This is a genomic window from Xenorhabdus japonica (assembly GCF_900115195.1).
Classification (GTDB): Bacteria; Pseudomonadota; Gammaproteobacteria; order Enterobacterales; family Enterobacteriaceae; genus Xenorhabdus; species Xenorhabdus japonica.
In genome coordinates this window covers 40,907-60,682 of sequence record NZ_FOVO01000015.1, presented here as the reverse complement: position 1 = coordinate 60,682, position 19,776 = coordinate 40,907, and the positions used below count along the sequence as shown (strand labels likewise).

Genomic DNA, 19,776 nt, shown 5'->3' with positions numbered 1-19,776 from the left:
AAGCTCGGGGACGGCAAAGCTAAACACGATTTGCCGTAAGACAATCAGGTTGTGCGACATAAAAAGGGCGTTGATTAGCCCTGTTTTTAGGAATAAAACCCATGTGTGGAATTGTTGGTGCAGTAGCACAACGAGATATTGCAGAAATACTGCTCGAAGGTCTTCGTCGCTTGGAGTACCGTGGTTATGACTCTGCGGGTATGGCTGTCGTTGACAGTGAAAACCGCATGACCCGCCTGCGTGAAGTGGGTAAAGTGCAGATGCTGGCTGATGAAGCCGACAAACAGCCAGTCATTGGCGGAACAGGAATTGCCCATACTCGTTGGGCGACTCACGGTGAACCAAACGAAAGCAATGCCCATCCTCATGTTTCTGAACATATTGCGGTTGTGCATAACGGCATAATTGAAAACCACGAAGAACTGCGCGAAGAATTAATAGCACGTGGTTACACCTTCTCTTCTGATACAGATACTGAAACCATTGCCCATCTTGTTCACTGGGAACAGCAACAAGGCGGATCACTGCTGAAAGTCATTCAGCGTGTTATTCCACAATTGCGTGGCGCTTATGGCACCGTAATTATGGATAGCCGTCAACCTGATGTGTTGGTAGCAGCGCGTTCTGGTAGCCCATTGGTGATTGGCTTGGGTATGGGGGAAAACTTCCTTGCATCTGACCAATTAGCGTTATTGCCGGTGACCCGTCGCTTTATCTATCTGGAAGAAGGTGATATTGCAGAAATCACTCGCCGTACTGTTCGCATCTTTGATGTACAGGGTGAAGCGGTTGAGCGCGAGCAAATTGAATCCAACGTTCAGTACGATGCAGGTGACAAAGGTGTATATCGTCACTACATGCAGAAAGAGATTTACGAACAGCCAATGGCGATCAAGAGCACATTGGAAGGCCGTTTAAGCAACGGTCAGGTTAATCTGTCAGAACTGGGTGCTAATGCTGCGGAATTACTGTCTCAAGTTGAGCATATTCAAATTGTCGCCTGCGGCACCTCCTACAATGCGGGAATGGTTTCGCGCTACTGGTTCGAATCGTTGGCAGGCATTCCATGTGATGTTGAAATCGCCTCTGAATTCCGTTACCGCAAGCCAGCACGCCGTAAAGGAAGCTTGCTGATCACCCTGTCCCAGTCAGGTGAAACGGCTGATACCTTGGCTGCACTGCGTTTATCCAAAGAATTGGGTTACCTGACTTCGTTGACTATTTGTAACGTGGCTGGTTCCTCTCTGGTACGCGAATCAGAATTTGCCCTGATGACCAAAGCCGGTGCAGAAATCGGCGTGGCATCCACCAAAGCCTTTACCACTCAGCTAACAGTGTTATTAATGCTGGTGGCTTACATGGGACGCCTGAAAGGTGATAATGCAGCATTGGAACAAGACATCGTTCATGCTCTACATGCCTTGCCAAGCCGCATTGAAAGCATGTTGTCAAAAGACAAGCTGATCGAATCACTGGCGGAAGACTTCTCTGAAAAACATCATGCACTGTTCCTTGGCCGTGGCGATCAATACCCGATCGCAGTGGAAGGCGCACTTAAACTGAAAGAGATCTCCTACATTCACGCTGAAGCCTATGCAGCGGGTGAATTGAAACATGGCCCATTGGCATTGATCGACGCGGATATGCCAGTGATCATCGTTGCACCAAACAACGAACTGCTGGAAAAACTGAAATCCAACATCGAAGAAGTTCGCGCCCGCGGCGGTTTGCTGTATGTCTTCGCCGATCAGGATGCAGGCTTCACCAATAGTGAAAATATGAAGATCATCTCCCTGCCACATGTAGAAGAGTTGATCGCACCGATCTTCTATACCGTGCCACTGCAATTGCTGTCTTACCACGTTGCTTTGATCAAAGGGACGGATGTGGATCAACCACGTAATTTGGCGAAATCGGTGACGGTGGAGTAATGGTGTTGTAGTACGCCATTAATACGCTCGTATAGTAAAAACTGAATATTTTCTAAATCCGGTTATGCGTAAGCTGACCGGATTTTTTTATTAGTGCGCCCGAATACTGTGTGATGCGGTGATATTATCTATATTCCACTCCGATCAGGGGAGTTCCAGTAAACGAGCCACATTCACAATCCGTTGTTGATGAATAATCACTTTCTGAACAATTTTAAATGTAAATTAAACGGAATGTTGGCGATCCGATGGTTTTAGTTTCACATTTCATGTTTATGTTATAAGAGTGTCAGTATTTATTGTGATGTATCAGGGATTCTTTACTACGCTTAAACAGTAAGTTGCTGCGATTAAGGCAATGATTTAACAGTTTAACGAAGAATATGAACCACGAGCATGAGTTTTGCTCAGTTGGCAATAAATGGAATTCCTCTGATGACAATTGAAAAAATCACCCTGAACGATCCAGAGTCCAAAAGTACGGATATCACTCAAAAAAATATCGACCAACTTAAACAGCTTTTCCCTGAGGTATTTTCTGAAAGCAAAATCGACTTTGACGCCTTAAAAGCGGTGCTTGGTGAAGCTATCGATGATTCAGACGAGCGCTATAACTTCACTTGGCATGGTAAAGCCCGCGCACGTCAAATTGCCCAAACTCCATCAACAGGAACCCTACGCCCTTGTAAAGAAGAAAGTGTGAATTGGGATACCACAGAGAACCTTTTTATTGAAGGTGATAACCTTGAAGTACTTAAAATATTACAAAAGTCTTACCATAAAAAGGTAAAAATGATCTATATCGATCCGCCATATAACACAGGAAATGACTTTATTTATAAAGATAATTTCCATGACAACATAAGAAATTATCAGGTATTAACAGGACAAGTAAATAGTCAAGGTAAGCCTTTTAGCACTAATTCTGACACATCTGGTCGGTATCATACAGATTGGCTAAATATGCTTTACCCAAGATTGAAATTGGCCAGAAATTTATTATCCGATGGTGGAATTATATTTATATCTATAGATGAACATGAAGTTGTTAATTTGTCCAATTTGTGCAATGAAATATTTGGTGAAGATAATTTTGTTGAAAGATTTATTTGGAAGAGTGGAAGAACCTCTGCATCAACTTTTACCAGAGAACATGAATATATCTTGGCATATGCAAAAGATATATCTCAGTTACCTCATATTGTTTATAAGGGAGATGATAGCTTAATTTCTGATCGTGCAATAAAAAAAGTGAGCTTTAAAAACCCTGCGTCAGAAATAACATTCCCTGCTGGAGTTAGGTTTTTAGGTGAAAATAAAACGTTTTCATCAGTATTTGGAGATAAAGAAGTCGTTGAAGTTACTTCAGGTGTATTTGAATGTAAGAATGGATATTTAGCTAGCGAAGTTACTCTAAAAGCGGGTTGGACAATGAAGAGCCAAATCGAAAATTGGCTATCAGGAAATGATACTTTTGACTCTAAAGGACAGCAGGTTGTTGAGTTTTTCTTCAAATCTAATGGTGTTCTTCAGTATGTTAAAAAGCGAGGCACCGAACATCCAAAAACAATAATAACAGATTTTACAACAAAGCAAGGAAGTAAAGAGGTTGAAGCCCTTCTCTGTTCATCTGTTTTTGATTATCCAAAGCCGACAGGACTAATTGAACACTTAATGAAGGTCACGGATAGTGAAGATATAATTCTTGACTTTTTTGCTGGAAGTGGTTCTACAGGTCATGCGGTGTTAAAGCAAAATAAGAAAGATGGCGGCAGAAGAAAGTTTATATTGGTTCAATTGCCTGAGTCTGTCTCAAAAAATTCAGGTGCAACAGAGTATTGTACTAAGGAGTCACTACCAGAATTGATTTCCAGAATCTCCCTAAAAAGAATAAAAAATGCTATTTTAGAAGAAGATAAAACTCAGGGTGTTAAGTTTTTCAAATTAGATCAAACAAATATTCACTATTGGGATGCTAACTTTGATAATTTGGAACAGGTTCTTCAACAAGCTTCTGATTCCGTTAAAAATGGTCGTAATTCAGAAGACGTTCTTTATGAAATCCTACTTAAATACGGTATTGAATTAACCACTCATGTTGAAGAAGCAACAATCGAGGGCAAGAGGGTATTTGTTGTTGGTACAGGTTCTTTAATAGTTTGCCTGGACGATAGCATTACTGAACAGGTGGTTAAGGGCATCGCCAAACTGAAAGAAAAACTCAATCCAGAAAATACTCAAGTCGTTTTTAAAGACCAAGGATTTGCAGACAGCGTAGTGAAGACCAATGTGATTCAGATCCTGAAGCAGTATGGTATCGACGATGTAAAAAGCATTTAAGGTGGTGGTGATGAAGATTCAATTTAGATCGGACTTATCACACCAAATAGATGCAGTTGAAGCTGTTTTAGGTGTGTTTGAAGGGCAGGAAACATTTCAATGCAATTTTACTGTAGCTGATAATGTGCTGGCGAATCAGCAGCTGGATATATTTAGTAAAAACAACGACATCGGTGTCGGTAATACTCTTACCTTATTGCCTGATGAGATTTATGCCAACACGCGTAATGTTCAGTTAAAGAATGGCTTGCCACAGGTTGAAAACGCAAAGCAAGAACTGCCAAGTCTGGATTTCAGTGTTGAGATGGAAACAGGTACAGGTAAAACCTATGTATACCTGCGTTCTATCTTTGAGCTAAATCAGCGTTATGGACTGACAAAGTTCATTATCGTGGTGCCGTCCATTGCGATTAAAGAAGGCGTCTATAAATCACTGCAAATCACTGAGCAGCACTTCCGTGAGCAGTATAAAAACGCCCAGTATGACTATTTTGTCTATGACTCATCAAAGCGCGAGCAGGTTCGTAACTTTGCTACCAATGATTACATTCAAATCATGGTGATCAATATTGATGCGTTCAGTAAGTCATTCTCTGATCCTACGAAGGAAACTACGGCGAATCTGATTCACCGTACAGATGACAGATTAAACGGGATGAAGCCTATTGAATTTATTCAGGTTACTCGTCCTGTCGTCATTATTGATGAACCACAGTCTGTTGTATCAACGGCAAACCGAAAAGAAGCGATTGGTAGCTTAAAACCGCTGTGTACATTCCGTTATTCAGCCACGTTGAAGGAAGCTCCACACCTGTTGTATAAGCTTGACGCTATTGATGCCTATGAGCGCAAACTGGTTAAGCAAATTGAGGTTGCTTCCCTGGATGTTAAAGACGGGCATAACCAAGCCTACATTAAGCTAGTGAGTGTTGATAATAAAAAGTCCCCCATTTCTGCCAAGATTGAAATTGATGCTCAAACGCGTACAGGCAAGCTGCAACCACGTAAAGTAATAACCATCAAAGATGGTCAGCTCAATGACTTATTCGAACTTTCGGGTGGGCGTAGTGTTTATGAAGGCTATGTCGTTAACGATATTTATTGCGAAGAAGGTAATGAGTACATTGATTTTACCAGTCGTGATGAAATTGTGCGTCTTGGGCAAGCTATTGGCGAAGTGGATTCGGAGGCCTTTAAGCGCATTCAAATAGCCAAAACTATCGAAGAGCACCTAGAAAAAGAGCTGAAGTTCTACCACAAGGTAACAACGGGCTATGACAAGCTCGACCACTCGAAAATCCTAAGCCAGAAAGGTATTAAGGTGCTGAGTCTGTTCTTTATCGATAAGGTTGCCAACTACCGCGGCTACTCTAAAGATGGCGTTCCTGTTCAGGGTAAGTTTGCCAAGTGGTTTGAAGAAGAGTTTGCCAAGCAGGTTAGCAAGCCCAAATATCGCGTGTTGTACCCGAGAATCTGGGATAATAATGGAGATAAATACACCATCAACGCAGTCGCGTTGCAAGAACTCACTCAAACAGTGCATGATGGTTACTTTGCACAGGACAAGAAAAAAGATGCCTCCGGCAACCCTCAGTTTGCTGACTCGAAGCTTTCAGCTAAAGGCGAAGGGGGTAAAACCGCCGCCGATGAATCGGCCTATAATCTGATCATGAAAGACAAAGAAAAGCTTCTATCTATAGACGAGAAGCTGCGCTTTATCTTTTCACACTCAGCATTGAAAGAAGGCTGGGACAACCCGAATGTTTTCCAGATCTGTACGTTGAATGAAACCAGCTCAATTACTAAAAAACGACAGGAAATCGGTCGTGGCTTACGTTTAGCCGTTGATCAATCTGGTGAGCGCGTGGCTTACGGTTTTGAGGTAAATACTCTGACCGTTATGGCAAACGAATCTTATGAAAGCTTTGTTTCTGAACTGCAAAAAGAGATTGAAGCGGAGGAAGGCATTAAATTTGGTGTGGTTGAGTCTCACCAATTTGCCAACATTGTTGTTTCTGGCGAGCTGGATGAGAAAGCCTTTTTGGGAGCGAAGAAGTCAGAAGAGATCTTCCGGCATCTTCTGTCTCAAGGTTATATCGATAGTAAAGGCAAGATTCAGGATATGCTGAAAATTGCTATCAATAACAATGAGGTAAGTCTTCCTTCCAGTGTCGCTGAGCATACTGATGCCATCGTTGCCACGTTAAAGAAACTGACAAAAGGCTTAAACGTGAAAAAACACGAAGAGAAGCGTTCTGTAGCCTTGTGTGAAGATACAAATGGTAAACAGGTTGTACTTGGTGAAGACTTCAAGGCTCTTTGGGGGCGTATTAAATACAAAACAACTTATCGTGTTAACTTTAGTATCAACGAGCTGGTTGGAAACTGTATCAAGGAAATTAGAACGAACGTAGCGGTAGCCAGCGCCAAGTTTCAGTACACCAAGGTTAAGGTTGCTGTTACTGAAGCTGAACTGGAAACCTACGATGAGAAAACCAAAATCCAGTATTACCGCAATCGCAACTTCCAGTTGCCAGATATCGTGACTTATCTGACCGATCAAACCAACCTGACCCGTCAGACAATTATCGATATTCTGCTGGGTTTGGGCGATAAGCTGGAATCCTTCAAAAACAACCCTCAGCGCTTTATCGAGTTAGCTGGTGAAGTTATCCGTAAGCAGATGCGTATTGTCATTGTAGATGGCGTTAAATATCACCGTATTGGTGACGAGGCATACTATTCCCAAGAGCTTTTCCAAGAAGAAGAGCTGACTGGCTACCTCAAAGATATGGTGAAAGCTGAAAAGTCGGTATATGACTACATCATTTGCGATTCAGATACCGAGTTTAACTTTGCTGAAAAGCTAGAAGGCGCTGAAGAAGTGAAGATTTATTCCAAGCTGCCATCTTGGTTCAAGATTGATACTCCACTGGGCAGTTACAATCCTGACTGGGCGGTATTAATTGACAAAGATGATGGAACGGGGGAGCAGCTTTACTTTGTGGTTGAAACGAAATCAAGCATATTTTCAGATGATCTGCGTGAGGCTGAAAAGGCCAAGATCAAGTGTGGCGTTGAGCATTTCAATGCGTTAAGCAAAGACAAAGACGGTAAAGAAGTGCCCAACTCTGCTAAATTTGTCAAAGTCGATAACTTTGATACGTTCAGTGCTCATTTTTAATCTTAATGGCATCAAGGCACTAACAATAGTGCCTTCTGGGTACTGACAAGGTGCTGATTTTTTCCGGCGCTTTGTTTTGTGGACAGCACGCCATCAATCCGTTCAAAATGATAATATTGATATTCACTCATGGTTAGATCGCTATAAATTTAGGTTCACATCATTAGGTTTACATAACTAGGATTACATAACTGTAGTTGTAACACCAATGTAGTAATCTCACTTTAACGCTTGGCCGATTCAAGAGGAAATTATTGTGGCGGCTTACCAACCTCCTTACCGTATCACACCATCTATACTTAATCGTGTTATAGAAATAGGCGAGTTATTGGGGCGTTGGTCAGTACAAAGTGAGATAATTTCACCCTTGTTGCGTAAAGAAAACCGGATTCGCACAATACAAGCGTCATTGGCTATTGAGCATAATAGTTTATCGATTGAACAAATCACAGCAATTATGGATGGTAAACGTGTATTGGCCCCTGCAAAGGATATTCAGGAAGTACGCAATGCCATATTAGCTTATGAGAAATTACCGGATTGGCGTAGTCACCGATTATCTGACTTATTGGCAGCACACCGACTGTTGATGATGGGGTTAATTGATCAACCAGGGCAATTACGTTGCAGTGATGTTGGAATTTATCGCGAAAATCAACTTATCCATATGGCTCCCCCTGCCAGCCAAATATCGCGTCTGATTAGCGATCTACTTACGTGGTTAAAGCAGACTGATATTCACCCATTGATTGCCAGTTCTATCTTTCATTATGAATTTGAATTTATTCATCCATTTGCTGATGGGAATGGTCGCATGGGGCATTTATGGCAAACATTGATTTTAAGTGAATGGCGTTTAGAGTTGGCATGGTTACCAGTAGAAACCATCATTCATTATCAACAGCAGGCCTATTATCAGGTGATTAGAGAATGTGACTAGGCGAGCGACTGTACGTCATTTATTGATTTTATGCTGGAAAAATTAGTCGAAGCACTTAAGGAAAGTATTCATACGAAAAAGCCGAATACTACTGCGATGTCGGTAGAAATGTCGGAAGAAAATTCACAGCCACTCAATGCGACTTCGCAAAAAATCTTATCTCTTATCGCTGATCAGCACTCTATAACAATATCTCAATTAGCTGATAATTTGGGCGTTAATCCTCGAACAATAGAAAGAAATATCAAAGTGTTGCAGGAAAATGGACTCTTGATTCGAGTTGATGCGAAAAAAGGGGGATATTGGCGGATTAGATAACATGTTAAGAAAATCTAAGATTGGAAATACAGTTGTTTCTACCAAAACTCAGGCTATTAGCTGTCTCTAACTGTGATACTCCCCCCACATAAATGCAAATGGTTACCCCTGCAAATAAAAAATAACATGGAAGATTGTGCAGGATACTTATTTGATTAAATGTGCATTTTTGTAGGGGGATTGTATGGATAACCATTATGATATTTTGATCATAGGAGCTGGAGTTTCTGGCATTGGTATGGCATGTCATCTGGAAAGAGAATGTCCTAATAAGAAAGTGGGGATCTTAGAACGTCGTCATGCAATAGGTGGAACTTGGGATTTATTTCGCTATCCGGGCATTCGTACAGATTCAGATATGATGAGCTACGGCTATAAATTCCGCCCTTGGACAGATACCAGCATTTTTGCTGATGGCCTTTCAATTAGACATTATCTCCATTCAGCGGCGGAAGAGTATGGAGTTGATAAGAAAATACAGTTTGGATTAAAGATTACTCAAACTGATTGGTCAAATGAAACACATCAATGGGCTATTACTGCAATTGATGAAGCTAGTGGAGAAATACGGCAATTTACCTGTAATTTTCTTATTTCTGCGACAGGCTACTACAACTATGATCAACCACATTTACCTCAATTTCCCGGCCTTGAAGATTTCAAAGGCACGATAGTTCATCCACAACATTGGCCTGATACATTGGATTACAAAGGAAAGCGAGTTGTTGTGATTGGAAGTGGTGCAACAGCCGTAACTTTACTTCCAGCTATGGCCAATGATACTGAACACATCACTATGTTACAGCGTTCCCCTAGCTATATTTTTTCGATACCGGGCAAGGATAAGATCGCTGAGTTTTTAAAAGGCATTGTTCCGCAACGTTGGATTTATGCATTGAGCAGAAGTCGTAATATTTTCTTTTTTAGTTCACTGTATAAAGTGAGTCGATATTTTCCTAACTTATTGAAAACATTCTTACTTTGGTTGGCTCGCAGAAAGGTTGGCCCTACTTTTGACATGAAACACCTTACGCCAAAGTACATGCCATGGGACGAAAGATTGTGCTTTGTTCCCGATAGCAATCTATTTAAGGTACTGAGAGAAGGCAAAGCGTCTATCGTTACTGATCAGATTGAACGTATTACTGAAAACAGTATTTTGTTGCAGTCTGGTAAGGAATTACCTGCGGATATCATAGTGACAGCGACAGGGTTGCAATTACAACTTATGGGGGGAATTAAGCTCTCTGTTGACGGACAACCACTAGAAAGTCATAAGCTAATGTTTTATAAGGGGACATTGTTACAAGGTATTCCTAATTTTGCCTCTTTGTTTGGTTATATTAATAATGCCTGGACATTAAAAGTTGATTTATCAGCAGACTATATTTGTCGTTTGTTAAAGGAGATGGATCGTCGTAATGCCACAGTTGTAACAGCGTATGCTTCATCGGATGAGATAGTCGTTGATGAACATATGTTTGGTGCTTTACGCTCGGGTTATGTGAAGCGTAGTGATAAAGACCTTCCTCGTCAGGGGAGGAGTCCAAACTGGCATGTTCCACATGATTATAAAAAAGATAAAGAAGTATTGGGGCAGCCGATAGATGATGTGGCATTGAAATGGAAATAATTATTTAATTTCCATATGAATATTCTACTTAGTTCAATTGGCAGCCAGAAATATAGTTATAGACTCGATTTGCTGAAAAAGTCTTTATCTAAAGATTATGCATAACTTCTGAGGAATAAACCGACAGGAGGAATGTGTGAAATCAGTGAATTTGTATATGTCTTAAGCAAGCTCGTAACTATTCGATAGGAGAAGATAATATGGCTGTAACTGAGAGTCTCATAACCACCTATACCGAGTCAGATGCGCTGGGTTTAGCTAAACTAGTGCATCAGGGTGAGGTGACCCCTTTGGAATTGGTAGAAGCGGCTATTACATGTATTGAACGGCTTAATCCTGAACTTAACGCTGTAGTTCACAAACTCTATGATATTGGTCGAGAGGCAGCGGCTTCTGTTGATCATAATGCCCCCTTTGCTGGCGTACCGTTTTTGCTTAAAGAACTTATCTCTCTATGGAAAGGTGCGCCTCTCACCAATAGCTCCCGTTATCTGAAAGATATGATTGCGCCGGTTGACTCAGAGACGACAAAACGTATTAAACGTGCGGGATTGATATTGGTTGGGAAGTCAAATTCGCCAGAGAATGGCTGGTCGATCAGCACTGAGCCGAAGCTCTATGGCATCACGAAAAACCCCTGGAAAGAAGGGATTAGTGCCGGAGGTTCAAGTGGTGGCACAGCAGCGGCAGTGGCTGCACGCATTGTACCCATCGGTGAAGCCAGTGATGGTGCTGGATCTATCCGTATTCCTGCGTCTTGCTGCGGCATCGTGGGGCTAAAACCATCGCGGGGGCGTGTGACGCTAGCGCCTGTCGGTGATTATTGGTATGGCGGTGCTTGTTTTCTCTGTTGTTCACGCACTGTAAGAGACACTGCCGCTTATCTGGACGCCGTGGCCGGCGCACTTCCGGGCGATCCCTATACACCTCCAACCCCGGATTTATCTTGGTTGGAACTGTTGGCTCAGGAGCCTAGAAAATTACGTGTCGGATTCACCGTTACTCCCTCCAATGGCACCCCAATTGATGCTCAGGTGAAAAAGGCTGTGCTGGCAACGGTACGTACGCTGGAAGGACTTGGACACATAGTGGAAGAGCACGACATGGTGTTTGACACTACTGTTGCCTGGAAGGCTTATACAGACATGATTTTCGTGCAGGCAGCGTCAAGTTTAAATGACCTATCTAGCATCGTTGGACGGCCAGTGACACCGGATGATGTCGAGCCAATTACTTGGGCAATTATCGAACGTGGCCGTTCGATCAGTGGTACAACACATTCCAAAGACATAGAGCAGATCCGCTTGCTCGGACGAGAGCTAACCAATGACCTTTTACCTTACGATATTTTCATTACGCCTACGTTGACACAATTACCGCGTCCCAGTGGCTACTATGATATGTCGGAGACTGACATTGAACGTTACAACGACAAATGGACAGATTCAGTATTCGCCTTTCCTTTCAACATTACTGGTCAGCCAGCGATTTCACTGCCGCTTGGCTGGAGCGATGATGGTATTCCCATCGGTGTACAACTTGTCGGTCGTTATGGCGACGAGGCTACTGTACTCCAGGTATCCGCTCAACTAGAGCAAGAGATGGCTTGGAAAGACCGTCGACCATTGGTAACAAGTATCGCTTGTACATCGCAGGTCGGATAATTATCTTTAGCAGGACAGGAACAGAAGGATGATGTTCGGATCATCCTTCTGACCTGAATCAAATGATATTACAAAAAACCTGTAACTATCTGTTCTTCAATGTCTGAACACTTTCAACCAAATCAGCCAACTGAGCAACCACGCGATCACCCACACCGGCATTATCACCCCCCAGTGCTTCACCGAGGTTATAAATATCGGCACGGTTTGCCAATATATCGGGAATTTTGAACAATTTGCCGGATTCGGTATAAGGGTTACCTGACATAACAATGCAGAATTTTTTGCCCCACATGTCGTAGGTTTTAGTCTGGTTTTTCCAAACCCCTTTCTTTTAAAAATGGCAGTCACGTCCATGCAGAAATGCTAGTGCTAGGAGACCATAAAAACTGTGGGGCATTCGTCCAGCTCCGATGGTTGCTTTAGCGGCCTGAGTTGCCCATTTAGTACTTGTTCAGTAAGGGTAAACGAATAATGCCCCAACATGTTCACATGCTTATGGCTGAGCGGGGATAATCTGGCTTCGTCTTCTTCTTTCACGTCCTCGCTTTGTTGTTTCAAGTGATCCAACTGCGCGTGTAGAGCAAACGACTCAACCGGAACGACCACGGCCAGGTGAATTCCCGGTATTAGTACTGATCCCGGATCAAGGCAGCGTGTTCCCTCCGAGTGGTCTCCCGTTGCGCGTAGGTAGACAATATCGCGACATCAGTAAGCCCAAGCTGTCGGGCGACAAACCATTGAGCGTTAGCTGGAACCTGTGGCAGATTGGATATGAAGATCCCCAGAAATCGAACGCAGCCCAACTGTAAAGCAACACCAAAACGGTTCTGATTACCGCGCCGATTATTGATAAAAGCCAAGTCGGCTTCATTCAGATGAAAGTAACGGGACAACTACACTTCATTCGGCTCACCAGAGAATTGCCCATAGCTGGCTTTCTGTTCCAAGGTTAGAAAATCGACGGGCATGTATCCCCCAAGCAAAGCTGTTTAAAATGCGAGACATTCTTAGTGTCTATTAATTTATAACTTGGTGGACATCATAAAGTGAGCAGCATAAACTGTCTATTAAATCGCTTAATAACTACTTATTAGACATAACGTCTACTAATCGATTTGGGAGACAAAGTAGCTATGAGACTCTTCGGATATGCTAGAGTCTCCACCAGTCAACAGTCACTTGATATACAGGTTAAGGCTCTTCTGGACGAAGGCGTCCGTGCCAACCGAATTTTCACTGACAAGGTATCAGGTAGCCATGCAAATCGCGAAGGTCTTCAGATGCTCCGGCTTAAAGTGGAAGAAGATGATGTTATCTTGGTGAAGAAACTTGACCGAATGGGCCGTGATACAGCTGACATGATCCAGCTAATCAAGGAATTTGATGAAATAGGTGTATCCATCCGGTTCCTCGATGATGGGATCAGTACTGAAGGGGTGATGGGGAAGATGGTGGTTACCATCCTGTCAGCGGTCGCCCAAGCTGAACGTCAGAGGATACTTGAGCGAACATATGAAGGCCGCGTAGAAGCAAAGGCCAAAGGAGTCAAATTTGGTCGAAAACCTACGATTAACAAAAAAGAAGTGCTTTCCCTTCGTGAGCAAGGCCTTGGGGCTACAGAAATTGCCAGAAAGTTAAACATAGGTCGCTCTACGGTTTACAAAATAATTAATAATAAACAGGCTTGAGATAATGAATATTCAGATAGATACAGTTCGTATTTCCGGATTTAGAGGAATATCAAATATTGAGATAACTCTTCCAAGAGTAACCGTTTTACTAGGGCAAAACAATGCAGGAAAAACGTCAGTAATTAAGGCGTTGCAGTTAGCAATAGGTGACTACTCGCGTTACTTATCTGATGAAGATTTTCATATAGGCGAAGATGAAAAACGCCAAGAAGCTATCACAGTCGATCTTCGGTTTATAGCGGTTGACGATGGTGCTAGAGCGAAAGAATTTTCAGAGGATTGGCAGCAGGTATTTGGCGATAAAATTCAGTCAGAGCCTGATGGGAGTCAGTTTGTAGCTATACGGACCGTTGCCAAACCAGATCGAGTGAAGGGCGGCTACATTGTTGATCGGTTTCATTTGGATGCGTGGCCAGAACGTATTGGCTGGCAAGATGTTCGGATTAACAATAAGAACAGATTGGGTAAGCGATTGGAGTCTGTGCCTTTTATTCCGATTGATGCGCAAAGAGATATACATAATGAATTGAAAGAGAAGTCTTCATTTGTGGGGCGCGTGCTATCAAGTGTTGAGTACGACGATAAAGACGTTGCTGAACTGGAGCGGATGGTGGCCGAAGTCAATAAGGAGGCTATCGAGAAGAGCGAACCACTCAAGCGATTGAAGACCCACCTGGACAATTTAAATCAATCATTTGAAGGATCTGGCCAAACAGAGCTTACCCCGTTTCCGAAGAAGATTCGTGACCTATCAAAGCGGTTTAGTGTGAATTTCGGTGAATCTGATAAAAGCTCATTCTCAATGGAATATCACGGTATGGGTACGCGTAGTTGGGCATCCATGTTGACCGTAAAAGCCTTTACCGAACTTTTGGCCAAGAATCACGAAGAGGAAGCTGAGCCGTTTTTCCCAATTTTGGCCGCCGAGGAACCAGAAGCACACCTGCACCCGAATGCGCAGAGGACACTATATAGGCAACTCATTGATGTGCCTGGGCAAGTGATTATTAGTACTCACTCGCCTTATATTGCCGGCTTGGCAGAGCTGCATGAAATTAAGTCCCTAAGCAAGCCGGAGAATTCGGTTCAGGTATATCAGCTAAGAGATGAGTTTGAAGACGATGATCTAAGAAAATTGAAAAGAGAGGTGGTTCACTCTCGTGGTGAGCTATTGTTTTCAAAAGCAATAGTCTTATCGGAAGGGGAGACGGAAGAGCAAGCCCTGCCAGAATTGTTTGAGTCCTATACTGGAAAGCACCCCTTTTCGCTCGGAATAAATTTCGTAGGTGTCAATGGTTCAGGAGCGAAGTATCGTCCGTTTCTTATTTTAGCGAAAGATCTCAACATACCAGTGTTCATATTTAGTGATGGTGAAGAAAAAACGGTTAAAGAGCTCAAGAAGAATTATGAAAAAGTGTTTGGGGCTACTGATATCGAGAAAGCTCCTAATATCACCATACTTGAAGGGACTGATTTCGAAGGCTATCTGTTAAGCCAAAGCTTTAATGAGTTGATAGAACAAACTATTCAGGAAATCGATGGTGACGATGCAATAGATAAGTGGATTGGGAAAAAAGATGGCGCATTGTTAAAACGGATTAGAACTGATAAGCCAAGCTGTGGAACCTGTAAGCAGCTTATTTTTGAAGATGTGCTGAGGGATTACACTGGTGACGATGGGCGAGTTCGAGCAATCCTCGAAATTCTGGATTCAAGCAAGCCACTTTATGCAAAGGCAATTGCCGATAATCTGATTAAGTTGCCGAAAGAAAGGTTTCCTCAAAAGATCATTGAACTATTCAAACAAATTGAGTCAGGAGTCTGATATGAATCTATCGAATGCTCAGCGCCAGATCGTTGAAGCTCCTATGGATACAGCCATTCAAGTACTTGCATCAGCTGGTTCAGGTAAGACGCGAGTGTTAACAGAGCGTGTTCGACATATTTTGGGGAAAACAAAAAAAGACGGTGTTATCGCCCTTACCTTCACGAATAAAGCAGCAGAGGAGATGAGTGCGCGTTTAACTGACTTCGATCAGGTAGAAAGGACCTGGATCGCCACTATTCATTCGGTTGCGCAGCGTATTTTGGAGAAATATGGCCATACCGTTGGTTTGCCATCGGAGTTGCATATATATGATAGAGATAAAGACCGCATGGAAGTCTTTATGCAGTCTTTGCGTGAAGATGGCATTGATATAGATGACTATCTCGCTATTACCGATTCAAAGGAATTAAAAAGCAGGGAAAGAAATCTGCAATCCTATATGGATATATTCTCGAAAATAAAAAGGGAGTTGCTTACAGAGCTCGAAGTCACTGAGCTATACCCAAATAACAATATCTGGAAAATATATCAGGACTATCAGACTGCATTACTCAATAGTGGCGGTATCGATTATGACGATATTTTAGTGTATGCGCATCGAATACTACTTACACATGACTGGATCGCAAAAATATACCGCTCACAGTATAAGCATGTTTGTGTTGATGAAGCCCAAGACCTTAATAAAGCACAGTATGAGTTTATCAAGGTGCTTTGCGGTGATGTGATAAAAAGTGTTCTGATGGTAGGAGACCCTAATCAAATGATTTATGGGTTTAATGGATCATCAAAAGACTACCTCTGTTCAAGTTTTATTAATGATTTTACGCCTCAACAGTTTGAGCTGAAGGAAAACTATCGCAGCACTAAGGCGGTTATTCGTACGGCAAACAAGTTGCGGCCAAGATCACAAGCAGAAATTGATTATGCCTTAGAGGGTGGCGTTAGCATTTCAGAGTTTGATTCTGAAGAGGATGAAGCTACGGCGGTTGTTGCCACTATAAAGAAGCTTTTGGATTTGAAAGTTCACGATGAGATTGAAGGCGAGATTTCACTGGGTAATATGGTCGTGATTGGCCGTAATCGATTTGTTTTTGGCAAGCTTGAAAAATGTCTTGAAGATAATTCGATACCTTACTCTTTGAGAAAAGGTGAGAGGCAACTTGAGCCCTCAACTAGATTCGGAAAGGTCTTGGACTATGCTATTAGGGTGAAGTTGAATTCTAAAGATTGGGTGGATGGGAAGAAGTTGTGTCAAGTACTGAGAATCTCTGAGCCAGCCAACTGGACAACTAATGTATTGCGGGAAATGGCAGCTCAAATTTCATCAGCAGTTGATGAGTACACTACGATATTCGAAAAACTTCTTTTTACTATCGATAACTTAGATGTTGAAAACCCTAAAATTCCCAAGTTAATAAAGGAGTTTAATGGTCTTCTCACATCGTTGGTTGAAAATCACAACGGTATTTCGGACGATAAAATAGAAGACGTTAAGCTGAGTATCGAAGAGCTTAAAGAGTTTAGTGGTACGTGGACCCGATTTAAGCGTAAGGGCTTAAGTGATTCATTGGTGGCATTTAGAAATGCATTGGCATTAGGGCAACTTTCTGAAAGTAGTATAGATGAAGGACTAACTCTAAGTACTGTGCATACGATGAAGGGTTTGGAAAAGGATATTGTATTTTTGATAGGCATGTGCGAAGGGGTTTTTCCTGATTACAGGGCCAGGACGGCCAAAGAGCTCAACGAGGAACGCAATAACGCTTTTGTGGCGGTGACGAGAGCCAAGCGTTGGCTGTATGTGTCTTATCCTAAGCAGAGAATGATGCCTTGGGGCAATCTTAGGTTTCAGCAGAAGTCCCGTTTCATTAGTGAAATAGAGTAAGTACTTTGAAAGCATCCAATGGAGTTAATTAATTACCTTAGCGTACGTTTTCGTTCCATTGGACTTCACCCCCCTGCTATAGTTCATAAATATGCTTGCACCTTTCTCTATATTTTGTCAGCTTTAATGGGGTCAGTGTGTCTGATTAATTTATCTCAAGACAGGGTATCCATGATGAAAAATGTAGGTTTTATCGGCTGGCGTGGTATGGTCGGCTCAGTATTGATGCAGCGGATGTTGGAAGAGCGGGATTTTGATGAGATCAATCCGGTTTTTTTCACAACTTCCCAGCATGGGCTTCCTGCCCCGCAGTTTGCAATAAATAGCGTAGGAAAATCAGGTGTATTACAAGATGCTTTTGATATCGAGGCACTGAATGCACTGGATATTATCATTAGCTGTCAGGGTGGGGATTATACTAATGAAATTTATCCCAAATTGAAGGCAACAGGCTGGCAGGGATATTGGATTGATGCTGCTTCTACCCTGCGCATGAATGATGATGCCGTTATTATTCTTGATCCTGTTAACCATCAGCATATTCAGAATAGCCTGAATAAAGGTATCAAAACTTTTGTTGGTGGTAACTGCACTGTTAGTTTGATGTTGATGTCGTTGGGCGGGTTGTTTGCCAATGATTTGATTGAATGGGCATCGGTATCGACCTATCAGGCAGCTTCTGGTGGTGGTGCTCGCCATATGCGTGAACTGCTGGTGCAAATGGGAATGCTGCATAATCAAGTTGCAGGTGAGTTGCAAGATCTGGCTTCTGCGATCTTGGATATTGAAAAACGTGTCACGGATTTTACCCGCAGCGGTGCATTGCCGACAGATCAATTTGGCGTACCTTTGGCGGGAAGCCTGATCCCGTGGATTGATAAGCAACTGGAAAATGGGCAGAGCCGCGAAGAGTGGAAAGGTCAGGCAGAAACCAACAAAATATTGAATACGGGCAATAATGTGATCCCGATTGATGGCTTGTGTGTCCGTATTGGGGCATTGCGCTGCCATAGTCAGGCTTTTACTCTGAAATTGAAAAAAGACATTCCGATTCATGAAATTGAAATGTTGTTGGCTTCCCATAATGATTGGGTTCGCGTTATTCCGAATGATCGTGAATTGACGATGCGTGAGTTAACACCCGCTGCGGTGACTGGCACATTGAATACGCCGGTGGGTCGTTTGCGTAAACTGAATATGGGGCCGGAATACCTATCCGCTTTTACCGTGGGTGATCAGCTTCTATGGGGAGCCGCAGAGCCTCTGCGCCGTATGTTGCGTATTTTGCTTTAAGGTCAGTTGTTCTGTGATTTAATATGCAGAAATAAGCCGTCAATGAAAGAAAAATAATACAATATATTTCTGATATTGGCGGTTTTTTAAAATATGAAATGGTTACATTAATTAAATTATAATAATTATTTAACTGTCATAAGGATATATATTTAATTCATTGGTGATTGTTGTGATTGATATTTAATATATCATTTTATTATAAGTAATTTTTTTCATCTGCCTGATTTATTTTAATTTCCTATAACTTAATTTTTCTTTGTTTTCTCATAATGATTGAATTAGATTTTATTGTTGAGTTATATCAATGAAATAAATTTAAACATGCAATCAGATCATAATTCTAATTCTATTTGTTAGATGTTTTACGTCAAGGATATTCTATTTTTTAATTTAAGGGGTTTATATGAAATTGAATAAAAGCCACTTCTTTCTGCTCCCTGTTTTGCTGGTGGTTAGCCATTTTAGTATAGCGGATAAAGCAATCGAAGATTTAATCACAAAAAATGGCTTAAAAGATACGAAAGTGATGTCATTGTATAAGAACGGAACATTGAGCGTTGAGGTCAATACTGCTAATAAGGTGACATTGACAAATAAAAAAGCAGCCAAAGCTAACAAAGAGGCACAAGAGGCAATGTATTGGTATCGAACAATGCAGATGAAGGAATATAAGGACTTTGATACCAATAAATACCGGGAGGTTCCTTGTGTTACAGAGGAAAATGCATTTTGTGGTATTGCACCTAGTTTTAATTACGTAACAGAAAAGTATCTGTCTAATAAAAAACCGGGCGTTGTCATTGAGTTCAGTACAATAGAACCTAAATGGTTATATCAGGATTTTACTGTGTCGCATAAATGCCAGGTTAAACCTGAAGATGGCACAACATCATATGGCTTAGGCCCATCAGGAACATCTGCAAGCTGTGATGCCAGCTATAAAAAAGATGGGCTAGGTAAAGTCTTCAATAAATGGTTGGAAAAACCTGAGAAGATTGATGTTATTATTTCATACGTATTATTGAAGAAATAATTTATTTTTTTATCCCAGATAACTGTA

12 protein-coding genes and 2 pseudogenes are annotated in these 19,776 nt (G+C 42.0%); 11 read left to right on the top strand and 3 right to left on the bottom strand.

The genetic code is table 11. From position 1 onward, the window contains the following. Positions 1-101: 101 nt before the first annotated feature. The 6 genes and pseudogenes from glmS to BM135_RS08010 all read left to right on the top strand — a co-directional run bounded on the left by glmS (position 102) and on the right by BM135_RS08010 (position 12,010). On the top strand, positions 102-1,931 hold the full coding sequence (gene glmS / locus BM135_RS08035; RefSeq protein WP_092519246.1) for a glutamine--fructose-6-phosphate transaminase (isomerizing): 1,830 nt from the start codon (positions 102-104) through the stop codon (positions 1,929-1,931). Positions 1,932-2,366: 435 nt separating this feature from the next. Beyond that, positions 2,367-4,271: a site-specific DNA-methyltransferase gene (locus BM135_RS08030; RefSeq protein ID WP_092519264.1), complete on the top strand. Its 1,905-nt coding sequence runs from the start codon at positions 2,367-2,369 to the stop codon at positions 4,269-4,271. 10 nt (positions 4,272-4,281) lie between these two features. Further along, entirely contained in the window at positions 4,282-7,455 is a 3,174-nt protein-coding gene (locus tag BM135_RS08025; RefSeq protein ID WP_245737330.1) for a type III restriction-modification system endonuclease, read from the top strand. A gap of 256 nt (positions 7,456-7,711) precedes the next feature. Next, positions 7,712-8,713 (top strand): annotated as a pseudogene (locus BM135_RS08020) (Fic family protein). A gap of 184 nt (positions 8,714-8,897) precedes the next feature. Further along, positions 8,898-10,346 (top strand): flavin-containing monooxygenase, encoded by a 1,449-nt coding sequence (locus BM135_RS08015; RefSeq protein WP_092519244.1) that lies wholly within the window; start codon positions 8,898-8,900, stop codon positions 10,344-10,346. Between the two features lie 200 nt (positions 10,347-10,546). Beyond that, positions 10,547-12,010: an amidase gene (locus BM135_RS08010; protein WP_092519243.1), complete on the top strand. Its 1,464-nt coding sequence runs from the start codon at positions 10,547-10,549 to the stop codon at positions 12,008-12,010. An 85-nt stretch (positions 12,011-12,095) separates the two neighbouring features. On the opposite strand, the gene BM135_RS08005 is transcribed toward BM135_RS08010, so the two are convergent. The 3 genes and pseudogenes from BM135_RS08005 to BM135_RS17355 all read right to left on the bottom strand — a co-directional run. Continuing rightward, positions 12,096-12,278, bottom strand: a complete 183-nt coding sequence (locus tag BM135_RS08005) for a hypothetical protein (RefSeq protein WP_139204089.1) — start codon at positions 12,276-12,278, stop codon at positions 12,096-12,098. Between the two features lie 104 nt (positions 12,279-12,382). After that, entirely contained in the window at positions 12,383-12,619 is a 237-nt protein-coding gene (locus BM135_RS17915) for a Tn3 family transposase (protein ID WP_175486023.1), read from the bottom strand. Then, positions 12,571-12,981, bottom strand: a pseudogene (locus tag BM135_RS17355) (DUF4158 domain-containing protein); the annotation flags it as partial. The pseudogene BM135_RS17355 and the gene BM135_RS17915, both read right to left, overlap by 49 nt. Positions 12,982-13,146: 165 nt before the next feature. Here BM135_RS17355 and BM135_RS07995 point away from each other — a divergent pair. The 5 genes from BM135_RS07995 to BM135_RS07975 all read left to right on the top strand — a co-directional run bounded on the left by BM135_RS07995 (position 13,147) and on the right by BM135_RS07975 (position 19,749). Next, positions 13,147-13,701: a recombinase family protein gene (locus BM135_RS07995; protein ID WP_092519241.1), complete on the top strand. Its 555-nt coding sequence runs from the start codon at positions 13,147-13,149 to the stop codon at positions 13,699-13,701. Between the two features lie 4 nt (positions 13,702-13,705). Further along, positions 13,706-15,529, top strand: a complete 1,824-nt coding sequence (locus BM135_RS07990) for an ATP-dependent nuclease (RefSeq protein WP_092519240.1) — start codon at positions 13,706-13,708, stop codon at positions 15,527-15,529. 1 nt (position 15,530) lies between these two features. Then, positions 15,531-17,420, top strand: coding sequence for an ATP-dependent helicase (locus tag BM135_RS07985; protein WP_092519239.1), 1,890 nt, complete (start codon positions 15,531-15,533; stop codon positions 17,418-17,420). A 174-nt stretch (positions 17,421-17,594) separates the two neighbouring features. Further along, complete coding sequence (gene asd, locus BM135_RS07980) at positions 17,595-18,713, top strand: aspartate-semialdehyde dehydrogenase (protein ID WP_092519238.1); 1,119 nt, start codon at positions 17,595-17,597, stop codon at positions 18,711-18,713. Between the two features lie 406 nt (positions 18,714-19,119). Then, positions 19,120-19,749, top strand: a complete 630-nt coding sequence (locus BM135_RS07975) for a hypothetical protein (protein WP_092519237.1) — start codon at positions 19,120-19,122, stop codon at positions 19,747-19,749. Positions 19,750-19,776 lie beyond the last annotated feature (27 nt).

Excerpts from the sequence above, each read along its gene's own strand:
- asd (WP_092519238.1), top strand. The coding sequence starts at position 17,595 with ATGAAAAATGTAGGTTTTATCGGCTGGCGTGGTATGGTCGGCTCAGTA.
- BM135_RS07975 (WP_092519237.1), top strand. The coding sequence starts at position 19,120 with ATGAAATTGAATAAAAGCCACTTCTTTCTGCTCCCTGTTTTGCTGGTG.
- BM135_RS08010 (WP_092519243.1), top strand. The coding sequence starts at position 10,547 with ATGGCTGTAACTGAGAGTCTCATAACCACCTATACCGAGTCAGATGCG.
- BM135_RS08005 (WP_139204089.1), bottom strand. The coding sequence starts at position 12,278 with ATGTCAGGTAACCCTTATACCGAATCCGGCAAATTGTTCAAAATTCCC.
- glmS (WP_092519246.1), top strand. The coding sequence starts at position 102 with ATGTGTGGAATTGTTGGTGCAGTAGCACAACGAGATATTGCAGAAATA.
- BM135_RS07985 (WP_092519239.1), top strand. The coding sequence starts at position 15,531 with ATGAATCTATCGAATGCTCAGCGCCAGATCGTTGAAGCTCCTATGGAT.
- BM135_RS08030 (WP_092519264.1), top strand. The coding sequence starts at position 2,367 with ATGACAATTGAAAAAATCACCCTGAACGATCCAGAGTCCAAAAGTACG.
- BM135_RS07995 (WP_092519241.1), top strand. The coding sequence starts at position 13,147 with ATGAGACTCTTCGGATATGCTAGAGTCTCCACCAGTCAACAGTCACTT.
- BM135_RS08025 (WP_245737330.1), top strand. The coding sequence starts at position 4,282 with ATGAAGATTCAATTTAGATCGGACTTATCACACCAAATAGATGCAGTT.
- BM135_RS08015 (WP_092519244.1), top strand. The coding sequence starts at position 8,898 with ATGGATAACCATTATGATATTTTGATCATAGGAGCTGGAGTTTCTGGC.
- BM135_RS07990 (WP_092519240.1), top strand. The coding sequence starts at position 13,706 with ATGAATATTCAGATAGATACAGTTCGTATTTCCGGATTTAGAGGAATA.